At 58.4% G+C, this 12,277-nt stretch carries 13 protein-coding genes; 4 read left to right on the top strand and 9 right to left on the bottom strand.

Annotated features, from left to right (window positions below; all coding sequences use genetic code 11):
• Positions 1–164 precede the first annotated feature (164 nt).
• The 8 genes from gshB to rsmI all read right to left on the bottom strand — a co-directional run bounded on the left by gshB (position 165) and on the right by rsmI (position 7,546).
• Positions 165–1,112 (bottom strand): glutathione synthase, encoded by a 948-nt coding sequence (gene gshB, locus FS819_RS17945; protein ID WP_156549174.1) that lies wholly within the window; start codon positions 1,110–1,112, stop codon positions 165–167.
• Positions 1,113–1,198: 86 nt separating this feature from the next.
• Complete coding sequence (locus tag FS819_RS17940) at positions 1,199–1,690, bottom strand: cupin domain-containing protein (RefSeq protein ID WP_156549172.1); 492 nt, start codon at positions 1,688–1,690, stop codon at positions 1,199–1,201.
• Positions 1,691–1,841: 151 nt separating this feature from the next.
• Positions 1,842–2,948: a sn-glycerol-3-phosphate import ATP-binding protein UgpC gene (locus tag FS819_RS17935; RefSeq protein WP_156549170.1), complete on the bottom strand. Its 1,107-nt coding sequence runs from the start codon at positions 2,946–2,948 to the stop codon at positions 1,842–1,844.
• Between the two features lie 11 nt (positions 2,949–2,959).
• A complete protein-coding gene (gene ugpE, locus FS819_RS17930) occupies positions 2,960–3,802 on the bottom strand; it encodes a sn-glycerol-3-phosphate ABC transporter permease UgpE (RefSeq protein ID WP_156549169.1) in 843 nt (280 codons plus the stop codon).
• A gap of 10 nt (positions 3,803–3,812) precedes the next feature.
• Positions 3,813–4,694, bottom strand: a complete 882-nt coding sequence (locus tag FS819_RS17925) for an ABC transporter permease subunit (RefSeq protein ID WP_156549167.1) — start codon at positions 4,692–4,694, stop codon at positions 3,813–3,815.
• 76 nt (positions 4,695–4,770) lie between these two features.
• The gene (locus tag FS819_RS17920) at positions 4,771–6,069 is read right to left on the bottom strand and encodes an extracellular solute-binding protein (RefSeq protein WP_156549165.1); all 1,299 of its coding nucleotides are present in this window, start codon (positions 6,067–6,069) and stop codon (positions 4,771–4,773) included.
• A 173-nt stretch (positions 6,070–6,242) separates the two neighbouring features.
• A complete protein-coding gene (locus tag FS819_RS17915) occupies positions 6,243–6,629 on the bottom strand; it encodes a YraN family protein (RefSeq protein ID WP_234624716.1) in 387 nt (128 codons plus the stop codon).
• On the bottom strand, positions 6,626–7,546 hold the full coding sequence (gene rsmI, locus FS819_RS17910; RefSeq protein WP_070163814.1) for a 16S rRNA (cytidine(1402)-2'-O)-methyltransferase: 921 nt from the start codon (positions 7,544–7,546) through the stop codon (positions 6,626–6,628). Before rsmI ends, FS819_RS17915 begins: the two co-directional genes overlap by 4 nt.
• A 298-nt stretch (positions 7,547–7,844) precedes the next feature.
• Between rsmI and dnaN the strand changes: the two genes are divergently transcribed.
• The 4 genes from dnaN (at position 7,845) to pyrF (ending at position 11,094) form a co-directional block, all read left to right on the top strand.
• Entirely contained in the window at positions 7,845–8,963 is a 1,119-nt protein-coding gene (gene dnaN / locus FS819_RS17905) for a DNA polymerase III subunit beta (protein WP_041697382.1), read from the top strand.
• 241 nt (positions 8,964–9,204) lie between these two features.
• Positions 9,205–9,798: a phospholipid N-methyltransferase PmtA gene (gene pmtA, locus FS819_RS17900; RefSeq protein ID WP_012654764.1), complete on the top strand. Its 594-nt coding sequence runs from the start codon at positions 9,205–9,207 to the stop codon at positions 9,796–9,798.
• A 13-nt stretch (positions 9,799–9,811) separates the two neighbouring features.
• Positions 9,812–10,399 (top strand): histidine phosphatase family protein, encoded by a 588-nt coding sequence (locus FS819_RS17895; RefSeq protein WP_156549163.1) that lies wholly within the window; start codon positions 9,812–9,814, stop codon positions 10,397–10,399.
• Positions 10,399–11,094: an orotidine-5'-phosphate decarboxylase gene (gene pyrF / locus FS819_RS17890; protein WP_156549161.1), complete on the top strand. Its 696-nt coding sequence runs from the start codon at positions 10,399–10,401 to the stop codon at positions 11,092–11,094. Before FS819_RS17895 ends, pyrF begins: the two co-directional genes overlap by 1 nt.
• A gap of 36 nt (positions 11,095–11,130) precedes the next feature.
• Here the strand turns inward: pyrF and FS819_RS17885 are convergent, their stop codons facing one another.
• Entirely contained in the window at positions 11,131–12,270 is a 1,140-nt protein-coding gene (locus tag FS819_RS17885) for a right-handed parallel beta-helix repeat-containing protein (protein ID WP_197434070.1), read from the bottom strand.
• Between the last annotated feature and the right edge of the window lie 7 nt (positions 12,271–12,277).

Raw genomic sequence — 12,277 nt, 5'->3', positions numbered from 1 at the left:
AGAACAATAAATGAACAAAGACCCGTTTCGAGGGCAAAATGGTTGTATTCGGTTGTGCTTTCAGAACAAAAGGGAACGCTTCCAGCACCCCGCAACGCCAAAGTTTTATCAAACCCAACGTGGCGGGGCGCAGAAAACACTCTCCGATCAATTGTCGAACAGGATCAGGACCGCTTTTTCTCGATGGCGTTCCAAAGCAAGCTGGCGATATCGGCGCCACCGAAATTCTTGACCTCGCGGATGCCGGTTGGCGAGGTAACGTTGATCTCAGTCATATAATCGCCGATCACATCGATGCCGACCAGCAGGAAGCCGCGTTCGCGCAGCGCAGGCCCGATCCGGGCGCAGATTTCACGCTCGCGAGTCGTCAGTTCCGTTGGTTCCGGCTTGCCTCCCGCATGCATGTTGGAGCGCGCATCATGCTCGGCAGGCACCCGGTTAATCGCGCCGACGGGTTCACCGTCCACCAGGATGATCCGCTTGTCGCCCTTGCGCACGGCAGGCAAATAGCCCTGGGCGATAAAGGGTTCGCGGAACATCTGGCCGAACATTTCCATCAGCGAGGAAAAATTGCGGTCGTCACGGGTGGAATGGAACACCCCTGCCCCGCCATTGCCGTAGAGCGGCTTCAGGATAATATCGCCCTGTTCGGCCCGGAAAGCGGCAATTTCCGCCGGGTCGCGGGTGATCAGCGTTGGCGGCATCAGGTCGGCATATTCGGTGACGAAGATCTTTTCCGGCGAATTGCGCACCCAGGCCGGATCGTTGACAACAAGCGTCTTCGGGTGAATGCGCTCCAGCATATGGGTGGCGGTGATATAAGCCATGTCGAATGGCGGGTCCTGGCGCAGCAGCACCACATCCATCGTCGACAGATCGACGCGCTCCGGGCTGCCGAGGGTGAAGTGATCGCCCTTCACATCGCGCACTTCCATCGGCTCCACCGTCGCATAGACGCGGCCATCGCGCATGGTCAGCCGGTCGGGTGTATAATGGAACAGCTTATAGCCGCGGGCCTGAGCTTCCAGGCTCATGGCGAAGGTGGAATCCCCTGAAATATTGATGGAGGATACATGGTCCATCTGGACGGCGACATTGCGGATCTGGGCCATAATCTTTCTCGCGTTGCATTTGGAGGAAGATTTAGGACGCGGCGACCGCGAACGCAACGTCCGGCAGAGGCCAAATTTTCAACCGCTCAAATCGGGGCGCGTGATCCACTCCGCAGAGCATTTCGAAGCCGGTAAAGCGTTGCGATTGGCTCCGGGAAAGGCTTACGCAGAAAGGCGATCTTGCGCACATAGGTCTCGATGCGCCAGGTGGCCCAGGTTCCGCCCTTGAAATAGGCGATATCGCCGGTCTTCAGCAATCGCTCGGTGCCATCCTGCGCGGTCACATGCACTTCGCCCTCCTGGATCACCACGGTCTCGTCCCAGCCGAAATACCAGCGGAAACTTCCAGCGGTGCAATCCCAGACAGCTGTAGAGCTTGCTTCATCAGGACTTTGCGAGTGATTAGCCAGCCGAGCCTGCGGATCACCCTCGAGTATCCAGTCCGGATTGATTGGCGCCGGTTGCAGGCTCAAATTCCCGGCATTGGCGGCGACCAGCGGTGGCGTGTCTTCCGCTCTAAAACGCGGCAAAGCCATGGCTGCCCCGGCCATGGCTGCGAACAAAAGCTTGACTGGCATAGACGTCCCCCTTGTAGTCCCGTAATTTTATGAGACTTCTATCAAATTCGGGTTAATCCAGTCACATGCATTTTAGCGTTTGCCCAGGAAACCGGTAAAGGGGAAAAGGACAATCGGCTCTCGCTGACACTGGCGTGAGCCGACCCGCGTTTCAGGCCTCTACAGTCTCAGCCTGAGCCCCGAAGGTCATCTGAGCCGTGGCAAACGGCAGAGCAAGACGGCGGCCTTCCCTGTCGAAGAAATGGAATTTTTGCGGATCGACCCCAAGCCGCATCTCATTCGACAATACGGTCGAAACCGGTAGGGAGGCGCAAATCGCCTGATCGCCGACAAAACCGTGCACGAGACGGACGGCCCCCAGTTCTTCCACATAATCGACCCGGAACGGCAGATAGGGCTGGCCGGGAGCTGCAACCGTCAGATCTTCGGCCCGAAGGCCGATCGTCACTTCGCCGCGATAATCGGTCTCGCCCTCGAAGGTGAAGCTGACCGGCCAAAGCGACAGACGATTGCCATCCAGGCGGCCAGTGACAAGGTTCATGGCGGGAGAGCCGATGAAGCTGGCGACAAAGGTCGAGGCGGGCGCGTGATAGACTTCGAGCGGCGTGCCGATCTGCTCGATCCGGCCACCGTTCAGCACCACCAGCCGGTCGGCCAACGTCATGGCTTCCAACTGGTCATGCGTCACATAGATCGACGTCGTACCAAGTCGGCGTTGCAGCTTGCGGATCTCAACGCGCATGGAGACGCGCAGCTTGGCATCGAGATTGGACAGCGGCTCATCGAACAGGAAAACGGCCGGTTTGCGCACGATGGCACGACCCATGGCAACGCGCTGGCGCTGGCCACCGGACAGCGCCTTGGGTTTGCGATCCAGATAGGGTTGCAGTTCCAGCATCCGGGTGGCCTCAGCCACCCGGGCTTCGATTTCCGCCTTTGGCGTCTTACGGTTCTTCAGGCCATAGGCCAGGTTCTGCCGCACGGTCATATGCGGGTAGAGCGCGTAATTCTGGAAAACCATGGCAATGTCGCGGTCCGCCGGTTCAACCGTGTTGACCACCCGGTCACCAATGCGCACCACGCCCTCGGATATGCTTTCCAGCCCAGCCACCATGCGCAGCAGGGTGGATTTTCCACAGCCGGAGGGGCCGACCAGCACGATAAATTCGCCGTCATTGATCTGGATGTCGACGCTGTTGACCGCACGCACACCGCCGTCATAGATTTTCGAGACCTGATTGATATCGATGGAAGCCATGGGACTGTCCTTTACTTGTCGGTTTCGGTGAGACCCTTGATGAACCAGCTCTGGAACACCACCACGATAATAATCGGGGGCAGCATAGCGAGCACGGCCATGGCAAAGGCTTCGTTATAATCGGGAATCTGTGCGCCCACCCAGACCTGAAGGATCTGCTTGATACCGCGCATCAGCGTGTAGAAGCTCTCATCCGTGGTCATCAGCATGGGCCAAAGATACTGGTTCCAGCCATAGACGAACATGATGATGAACACCGCCGCAATCATGGTGCGCGACAGTGGGATCAAAATATCGATCAGGAATTTGAACGGACCGGCACCGTCGATGCGGGCGGCTTCCAGCAATTCTTCCGGTACAGATTTAAAGAATTGCCGGAAAAAGAAAGTGCCCGTGGCAGACGCCAGCAATGGCAGGATCAGGCCGGTGTAGGAGTTCAAAAGGCCCAGATCACTCGCCACCTTGTAAGAGGGGATGATGCGCACTTCCAATGGCAACAGCAGCGTGGTGAAGATGATCCAGAACGCCAGTGTGGCAAAGCGAAAGCGGAAATAGACAATGGCGTAGGCCGCCATCATGGAGAGCACAATCTTGCCAATGGCAAAGCCAAGGCCAAGGATCAGCGAATTGAGCAGCATGCTGAGACCCGTGACCTTGCCGTTAAAGCCGGTCTGGGCAAACAATACCTTGTTATAGGTCTCGCCCAGATGCCCGCCCATGGAGAGCATCAGGCCCTTCTGGTGGATTTCGGCGGCCGTATGGGAGGAGGTAGCAAAAGCCACCACCAGCGGGCCGATCATCATGATCACGCCGATGATCAGAATGACATGGTCGAAGAGTTTGGTTTTATACATGGTCTTCTCCTCAACCGTAATGGACGCGCCGCTCGATGAAGCGGAACTGGATCATTGTCAAAACCAGCACGACGACCATCAGGATCACCGACTGCGCGGAAGAAGAGCCGATGTCATTGCCGCGGAAGCCATCGAGATAGACCTTGTAGACCAAGGTGATCGGGTTATCCGCCGCCTTGTCCTTGACGATCACATCGATCACCGCAAACGTATCGAACAGCGAATAGGTCATGTTGACGACCAGCAGGAAAAACGCCGTTGGTGTCAAAAGCGGCATGGTCACGGTCCAGAACCGGCGCGTGCCGGAGCGGCAATCCAATGTGGCGGCTTCGCGCACCGAAGCCGGAATGCCTTGAAGACCAGAGAGAATGAAGATGAAATTGTAGGGAATCTGGTTCCACACGGCGATGGCCACCATGGCAAAGGCGGTGTCGAAATAATTGAGGCCGACCTTCATGTCCCAGCCAAACAGCGCCACGAATTTCACGAACGGACCGATATGCTGGTCGAAGAACATCATGCCGATCAACCCGGCCACCGGCGGCGCGATGGCATAGACGACGATCAGCAGGGTTTTGTAGGCCGATTGTCCGCGGATCACGGCATCAGCCTTGACGGCGAGCACGGTTCCGATCGACAGCACCAAAAACGTCACCAGGACACTGAAGCACAGCGTAAACAGCGCGATTTTTCGATATTCTGGGGAGCTCAGCATATCGGTATAATTGGCCAACCCTACAAAGGTCGCGCCAAAGCCGAAGGGATCTTCGATGTAAAAGGACGATTGGATGGCCTGCACCGCCGGCCAATAGAAGAAGATGGCCACGATGCAAAACTGCGGAGCCAGGAAGAAATAGGGCAGAAATCGCGAGTTGAACTGGACACGCTTCATCGCGGCAACCTTTCAAAGCAAGTCCCGGAGGCGATGGATCGCCTCCGGGTGACATCATCTCTGGATTTTTAAGGTATCAGCCTGCGGTCTTGGCAAAGCGCGCCAGGATTTCGTCCGCTTCCTTCTTGATGGTTTCCATCGCCGCCTTTGGCGTGACTTCGCCTGAGAAGATCTTGTTGTATTCACGTTCCATCACCGAGCGGATCTGCGGGTAGAAGCCAAGGCGATAGCCCTTGTCCCACTCAGCGCCCGGCAGCGACAGCTGCTTGATGCCCACTTCGGCAACCGGGTTCTTCTCGTAATAGCCTTCCTTCTTGGTCAGCTCGTAGGCAGCCGTGGTGATGGCAACATAACCGGTGGACTGGTGATAGAATTTCTGGATGTCAGGCGAGGTCAGGAAGTTGAAGAAAGCAGCTGTGCACTTGTTTTCAGCTTCCGTCTTGCCGGACATGGCATATAGGGCAGCGCCGCCGATGAAGCTATGCACGCCTGCACCCTTGATGGAGCCCCAGTATGGCAAAAACGTTGCGGAAAATGGCATGGAAGCCGTCTTCTGCAAGCCACCGAACGAGCCGGAAGAGCCAACCCACAGAGCAACCTTACCTTCTTCAAAAGGCTTCTGGTTGTCGTTCCAGCCTGCGCCGTAATAGGCGAAGTAACCTTCGTCCTTCCAGGCCTTCAGCTTGTCATACATCATCACATGGTTTGGATCGGTCACGTTGATGGTGGTCCCCGCAAGACCGTCATAACCATTGTTGTTCGAAGCAAACTGGATATTGTTGCGCGAGAAGAAGTTCTCGGTGAATTCCCATGTCAGCTGCGACTGAACCAGCGGAATATAACCGGCAGCCTTCAGCTTTGGTGCAATGGCTTCAAACTCTTCCCAGGTCTTTGGCGCTTCAACGCCAGCCTTTTTCAGGGCTTCGGTGTTGATATAGAGAATAGGCGCCGAGGAGTTGAATGGCATGCCGACAAATTTGCCGGTCTTGTCGGCGTAGAAGTAGCGAACACCTTCGATGAAAGCGCTGCGGTCAAACTTGTAACCAGCTTTCAACAGCAGATCTTCCGCCGGAATGGTCGCACCCTTGGCATTGATGATCGTGGCGGAGCCAGCATCGAACACCTGAAGAATGTTGGGCTGATCGTGCGAACGGAATGCCGCGATGCCAGCCGCCAGCGCTTCTTCGTAGGAGCCCTTCGACACAGGCGTCAAAACGCATTCGCCCTGGGACGCGTTGAACTTCTGCGACAGTTCATTGATGACTTCGCCGTTGCGGCCACCCATGCCGTGCCACCAGCTGATGTTGGTTGCGGCAAATGATGATGTGGTCGATACGGTCACGGCCAGCGCCGCCATCGAAAGCTTTTTGAACATGGTAGATCCTCTCCGCCAATCTGGGGTGAGCATGCCCATAGTGAGCCAAGATGACAGAGAATTGAATATTTTGTGACAGCACAGTCATATTGGCAGTGAAAATGAATTCCTCACAAAATATCCCATGTAAATGCTTACTATAAATACTCGGTATACTCTGGGGTAGTGGATTATCAAAAAGCACCAGAAAAGTGCCGGGGCCAGCGCCAGGGCAAGACCGCGACAATGTCGCAGCGGATCGACAGGCGGCTGGCATCCGGCTGACGGCACAGCCAGAGATCTCCGGCAGCGCGAATGCGGCGCTGGCTCTCAAAACTCACCGCGTCGACGGCGGATTGCTGCGTGGCACGCGCCTTGACCTCGACCAGCACGACCAGATCGCCGCGCCGAACGATAAGGTCGATTTCACCTGAGCGGGTTTTGTAACGCAAGGCGACGATCCGGTAACCCTTCAACAGCAGATAGGCAGCCGCCAGATATTCCGACCAACGGCCACGCCGCTCGGCCCGCTTGCGCGCTGCGCCGGATGTGTCTTTCGGCCTTTTTTCCTGAACCCTCACCCGGCCTTCAACTCCAGCAGGCGTTGATAGAGATCCTTGCGCGGCAGGCCGGTCTGGCGGGCGGCCTCAGTTGCCGCCCCCGCTGTCGGCAAGGTTTGCGCGAGCTGCACCAGCAACCGGTCGACATCGGCGGCATCGGGGGGGCCGGAGGGAAGCGGCGGCCCGACCACCAGCACGATTTCACCCTTGACCTGGCGCTCGTCATCGTACCAGTCGGATAATTCTGCCAGAGTGCCGCGCCGGAATTCCTCGAATGTCTTGGTCAGTTCGCGGCAGACGCAGGCGCTGCGCTCCGCGCCCAACACCTCGCGAGCGGCGGCAAGGGTCGCGCCGATCCGATGCGGCGATTCAAAGAAGATCAGCGTTGCCGGTGTTGCCGCCCATTGCGCCAGCCGGTCACGGCGGGCCTTGTCCTTGGTGGGCAGAAAGCCCGCAAACAGGAAGGCATCGTTGGGCAGGCCGGAGCCGACCAGGGCGGCAAGCGGCGCTGATGGCCCCGGCAATGGCACAACCCGCAGCCCCGCCTCGATGGCAAGCTTCGCCAGCCGATATCCCGGATCGGACACCAGCGGCGTCCCCGCATCGGAAACCAGCGCCACGGATTTACCTGAGGCCAGCGCCTCGATCAGCTTCGGTCCGACCTCTTCGGCATTATATTCGTGGTACGCATAAGGACGGGTGGTGATGCCATAGCGATCCAGAAGCACGCGGGTGACGCGGGTATCCTCGCAGGCCAGAACATCGGCCCCGGCCAGCACTTCCAGAGCCCGCAGCGTGATGTCGGAGAGGTTGCCGATCGGGGTTGCCACCAGATAGAGCGCCGGCTCGATTGGCCGGGCCGTGACCGGGCGATCATGCAGCCGGAAACTTTTCTGCCCGTCATCCGGCGTGTTCACAGTCTCTGCCACGGCACTCATCCCATTCTCTCTTCATTCGGATAGTCCTTGGCCGGACCTGTCCACACAGGCGCATGACATGCATGGCCTGCCCTTGTTATGGGCGAGGCGGGCCGCCCCCGCAAGCGCCCCTGCACGCCAAGGAGCGTGATCTGTGGTGGAAAGCCTCGGCCAAGGCGTGCCAAAAGACGGCAGGCCCTTGCATTTTGATCGTCTTTGCTGCCATTTTGCCCGTCCGAATAAAGCCGGGCATCGTCGCCCGGATCAAGGCAAGCCGATCCCGAATGCCGGATCGCACAGGTCGAAAGTGGCAGCGTCGATGCGTATTACTCTTGAACGGTCCAATCTTCTGAAGTCCCTGAACCATGTTCACCGGGTGGTCGAGCGGCGCAATACCATTCCGATCCTGTCCAACGTGCTGCTGCGCGCCGAAGGCCAGAGCCTGTCGATGAAGGCAACCGACCTTGATCTGGAAGTCACCGAAGCGACCCCGGCCAATATCGAGCAGGCGGGCGCTACTACGGTTCCGGCGCATCTGCTGTATGAAATCGTCCGCAAATTGTCTGACGGTGCCGAGGTGCTGCTCTCGACCAATCCGGATGGCGCCAGCATGACGGTCGCCTCCGGGCGGTCAAAATTCTCGTTGCAATGCCTGCCGGAGCAGGATTTTCCCGACCTGACCACCGGCAGCTTCAGCCATTCCTTCAAGCTGAAGGCCTCGGACCTGAAAATGCTGATCGATCGCACCCAATTCGCGATCTCGACAGAAGAAACCCGCTATTATCTGAACGGCATTTACCTCCACACGATTGAAGCCGATGGCAAGCTGAAGCTGCGCGCCGTCGCCACCGATGGCCACCGCCTGGCCCGCGCCGACGTGGAAGCGCCATCCGGTTCGGAAGGCATGCCGGGCATCATCATTCCGCGTAAGACGGTTGGCGAGTTGCAGAAACTGGTCGATAATCCCGATCTCATCGTGGCGCTCGAAGTGTCCGACGCCAAGATCCGCTTCAATATCGGCGAGATCGTCATGACCTCGAAGCTGATCGACGGCACCTTTCCCGATTATCAGCGGGTCATTCCCCAGGCCAATGACAAGGAAATGCGGGTTGATTGCCAGACCTTCGCCCGCGCCGTTGACCGTGTTTCCACCATTTCGTCGGAACGTGGCCGGGCGGTGAAGCTCGCCATCGGCGACGGCCATCTGATGCTGACGGTCAACAACCCGGATTCGGGCAGCGCCACCGAGGAAGTCGCCGTCGGCTACGAAAGCGATGCGATGGAAATCGGCTTCAACGCCAAATATCTACTCGACATCACCGCGCAGCTGTCCGGTGAAGAGGCGATTTTCCTTCTGGCCGATGCCGGATCGCCGACCCTGATCCGCGATACGGCTGGCGACGACGCGCTTTACGTGCTGATGCCGATGCGCGTTTAAAAAATCGATCCTCTCATCAATCCATAACGCCGTCCCGTCTGCCACACGGGACGGCGTTTCTGTTGCATACTGCCCCGAAAAAATCTGGCTGGTCTGCGTCTTTTGCAACACCGCCCAGCTTGGGCCGGACACAAATTTTCACATGCGCGCCATTTTGTCTTGTTTTCGCGACAAATCGCATCAACATGCCGATTATGCGCCCATGATCGGCGCAGCATATCTTTTTAGGAGATGACGGCGAATGAAGCTCAACCTGAAGCAGCGGCTGGAAAAGAAGTTCGATGAGGAAATCCGTTTCTTCAAGGGCATGATGCAAGGGCCGAAGCTGGTGGGCGCCATCGTGCCGACCTCCACCATTACCGCCCGGCGCATGGCCAGCATCATCACGCCGGAAAGCGGGTTGCCGGTACTGGAACTGGGACCGGGAACCGGCGTGATCACCAAGGCGATCCTGGCGCGCGGCATCAAGCCAGAGAAACTGGTGTCTGTCGAATATTCCGCCGACTTCCACCGGCATCTGACCGAGACGATCCCCGGCGTGAATTTCGTCCACGGTGACGCCTTCAACCTGGAAAAGACATTGGGTCCGCTGTCCGGCCTGTCCTTTGACTGCGTGATTTCCGCCATGCCGCTCCTGAACTTCCCGATGCAAGAGCGCATCCGGCTGCTGGAAGACCTTTTGGACCGTATGCCGCATGGACGGCCCTTCATGCAGATTTCCTACGGGCCGATGTCGCCGATTATCGCCAAAGGCGGCAGCTATTTCATCCAGCATTTCGATTTCGTGGTCCGCAACATTCCGCCAGCCCAGCTCTGGATCTATCGCCGCCGCTGAAGAGACCCAAGACATGTTCGCCGTCTACATCACCCATCCGCAGGTCCGGATCGACCCGGACGTGCCGGTGCCGCAATGGGGACTGTCCGATCTGGGGCAGGAGCGGACCCGCCGAACAGCCGATGCCGCCTGGGTGCGCCAGCTTGGCCGCATCGTCAGCAGCCCCGAGACCAAGGCCGTGGAAACAGCGGCGATCCTGGCGGGTGCGGCCAATATCGGTGCCGAACAGATCGAGACCATGCATGAAAACGACCGCTCCGCGACCGGCTTTCTGACCCCGCCGGAGTTTGAAAAGGCGGCGGACTGGTTCTTTGCCCATACTGAGGAGAGTTTCTACGGCTGGGAGCGGGCCATCGATGCGCAGGCCCGGATCGTCAGGGCGATCCAGGATGTTCTTGGCAGCCACGATCCGGCTGTTCCTATCGCCTTCATCGGTCATGGCGGCGTCGGAACCCTGTTAAAATGCCATCTGCAAGGCCAACCAATTAGTCGAAGCGGCGATCAGCCGCCGGGCGGCGGCAATCTCTTCTGCTTCACTCTTGCGGATCTGACCGTCACATGCGACTGGACCGCCATGGAAATCTGGCAGGGAGATCGTTGATGGATGCGCGCAATCGTTTGATCGTTGGGCTTGACGTTGCCACCGTCGCTGAGGCGGAAAAACTCGTCTCGACGCTGGCCGAAGACGTGACTTTCTACAAGATCGGCTATCAACTGGCCTTCGCAGGCGGGCTGGAATTTGCCCGAGACCTCGCCCAAAGCGGCAAGAAGGTCTTTCTGGATATGAAACTGCTCGATATCGACAATACCGTCGCCTCGGCAGTGGAAAATATTGTCAGGATGGGCATGACCATGCTGACGCTGCATGCCTATCCGAAGGCGATGCAGGCCGCCGTGGAAGCAGCCCAGGGGTCGGGTCTCTGCCTGCTTGGCGTGACCGTCTTAACCTCGATGGATGACCAGGATCTCACCGATGCTGGTTATCAGGGCGATGCCCGGTCGCTGGTTTTGAAGCGGGCCGCCCAGGCAAAAGAAAAAGGCATGGGTGGTATTGTCTGCTCAGCGCAGGAAGCTGAGGCTGTGCGCGCCATTCTCGGCTCCGAAATGGCCATTGTCACGCCCGGCATCCGCCCCGCTGGCACCGATGCCGGTGACCAAAAACGGGTGATGACACCAGCAGACGCCATCCATGCTGGCTCCAGCCACCTGGTTGTCGGTCGCCCGATCGTCAAGGCAGACGATCCGAGAGCCGCAACCCAGGTCATTCTCGCCGAAATGCAGGCCGCTTTCACCTGAGGTCCATGAGGCTCAGCTGGGAAGCTCGGCCGGTCCTCAGTGCTTGGCGCTATTGCCGCTCAGCACATTGTTTTCGCCATTGTCACGGATCAGGTCGGCATCTCCACCGATGATCTGGTTGCCGCTGACAGTATTGAAATCGGCAAAGCTGTGGTTGTCGGCACCGCTTCCGAAAGGGGCGGGCGGGTCCTGGTAGCAATAGAGATTGCGCCAGGCCTCGCGAGCATTCAGCCAGATGGCCGGGCGCGGGCGAAAAGCGTCTTGGTAGGTGAATTTATTATCGGCGATCCGGTTATGCTGCGGTGTCTGGTGGCGGATCGTGCCCCCCTCGCCGCAATTGCGGTAGAGAAAAATTCCGCCATGCTGCGCGTTGGCGAAGCTATTTGCTTCGATGACATTATGAGCCGATCCGTCCACCGCGATCATTTCGCGGCTGCGCGTCGCCAGTTCGAGACTATTGCCTGAAATGGTGTTATGCGCGGTCTCCGCATCGAGATAGATCGCCGATCCCTTGGTTTGCCCTTGGATGGTCGAGTGCGACAGGGTCACATGGGTGACACCGGGCGCGACATAGAGCGGGATTGGGCCATCGGCGACAATCGACAGAGTGTCCAGGACGATGCCTGAAGGTGCGACTGACTGGGCATATTCGGTATGATTGCGATTGAGCGAGGATTGCCGCACCAGGTCCGCCTCACCATTGGCGCCAAGCCCCATGATGTGGATGGACCCGTAGATCTTGCAATTGCGGATCACGATGTCGTGCGGAACGCTCCAGCTGCCATCATCCTTGCGCAGCGAGGCAATGCGGATGGTGGGCGGCGCGCCCTTCGGCACGTTTCCAGGTAGGCCGATAACGCCGCCATGGCAATCAATGCTGACACCGCTGGCATCGGCCCCCAGCAATTCCAGATTTTGCATCACCAGATCATCACGGGTCAGGTCGACCTTGCAGGCCAACCGCAAGACGCTCTCGGCCTCAAGCGGTGTGTCGCGCAGCGCCTCATAGACCGAGGGAGCGCAGGGCTTGGCAACCGCGCCATGGGTGGCAGCAGGCGCGGAGGCCGCGAACGCACTGCCTCCCATCAGCGAGACCTTGGTAAAGGGGACCGGCAGCAAAGGAACGAACAACAGGAAAAACAACAGGACCGGCGCGAGCCTTGGAAGCCTGTTCATCTCCCTG

Source organism: Allorhizobium sp. Av2, from assembly GCF_021462805.2.
GTDB lineage: Bacteria > Pseudomonadota > Alphaproteobacteria > Rhizobiales > Rhizobiaceae > Allorhizobium > Allorhizobium vitis_G.
The sequence above is the reverse complement of the archived record's forward strand: the minus strand, read 5'-3'. Positions and strand labels throughout refer to the sequence as shown.

Excerpts from the sequence above, each read along its gene's own strand:
- ugpE (WP_156549169.1), bottom strand. The coding sequence starts at position 3,802 with ATGTATAAAACCAAACTCTTCGACCATGTCATTCTGATCATCGGCGTG.
- FS819_RS17885 (WP_197434070.1), bottom strand. The coding sequence starts at position 12,270 with ATGAACAGGCTTCCAAGGCTCGCGCCGGTCCTGTTGTTTTTCCTGTTG.
- FS819_RS17895 (WP_156549163.1), top strand. The coding sequence starts at position 9,812 with ATGTTCGCCGTCTACATCACCCATCCGCAGGTCCGGATCGACCCGGAC.
- gshB (WP_156549174.1), bottom strand. The coding sequence starts at position 1,112 with ATGGCCCAGATCCGCAATGTCGCCGTCCAGATGGACCATGTATCCTCC.
- FS819_RS17925 (WP_156549167.1), bottom strand. The coding sequence starts at position 4,694 with ATGAAGCGTGTCCAGTTCAACTCGCGATTTCTGCCCTATTTCTTCCTG.
- dnaN (WP_041697382.1), top strand. The coding sequence starts at position 7,845 with ATGCGTATTACTCTTGAACGGTCCAATCTTCTGAAGTCCCTGAACCAT.
- pmtA (WP_012654764.1), top strand. The coding sequence starts at position 9,205 with ATGAAGCTCAACCTGAAGCAGCGGCTGGAAAAGAAGTTCGATGAGGAA.
- FS819_RS17940 (WP_156549172.1), bottom strand. The coding sequence starts at position 1,690 with ATGCCAGTCAAGCTTTTGTTCGCAGCCATGGCCGGGGCAGCCATGGCT.
- rsmI (WP_070163814.1), bottom strand. The coding sequence starts at position 7,546 with ATGAGTGCCGTGGCAGAGACTGTGAACACGCCGGATGACGGGCAGAAA.
- FS819_RS17935 (WP_156549170.1), bottom strand. The coding sequence starts at position 2,948 with ATGGCTTCCATCGATATCAATCAGGTCTCGAAAATCTATGACGGCGGT.
- FS819_RS17920 (WP_156549165.1), bottom strand. The coding sequence starts at position 6,069 with ATGTTCAAAAAGCTTTCGATGGCGGCGCTGGCCGTGACCGTATCGACC.
- pyrF (WP_156549161.1), top strand. The coding sequence starts at position 10,399 with ATGGATGCGCGCAATCGTTTGATCGTTGGGCTTGACGTTGCCACCGTC.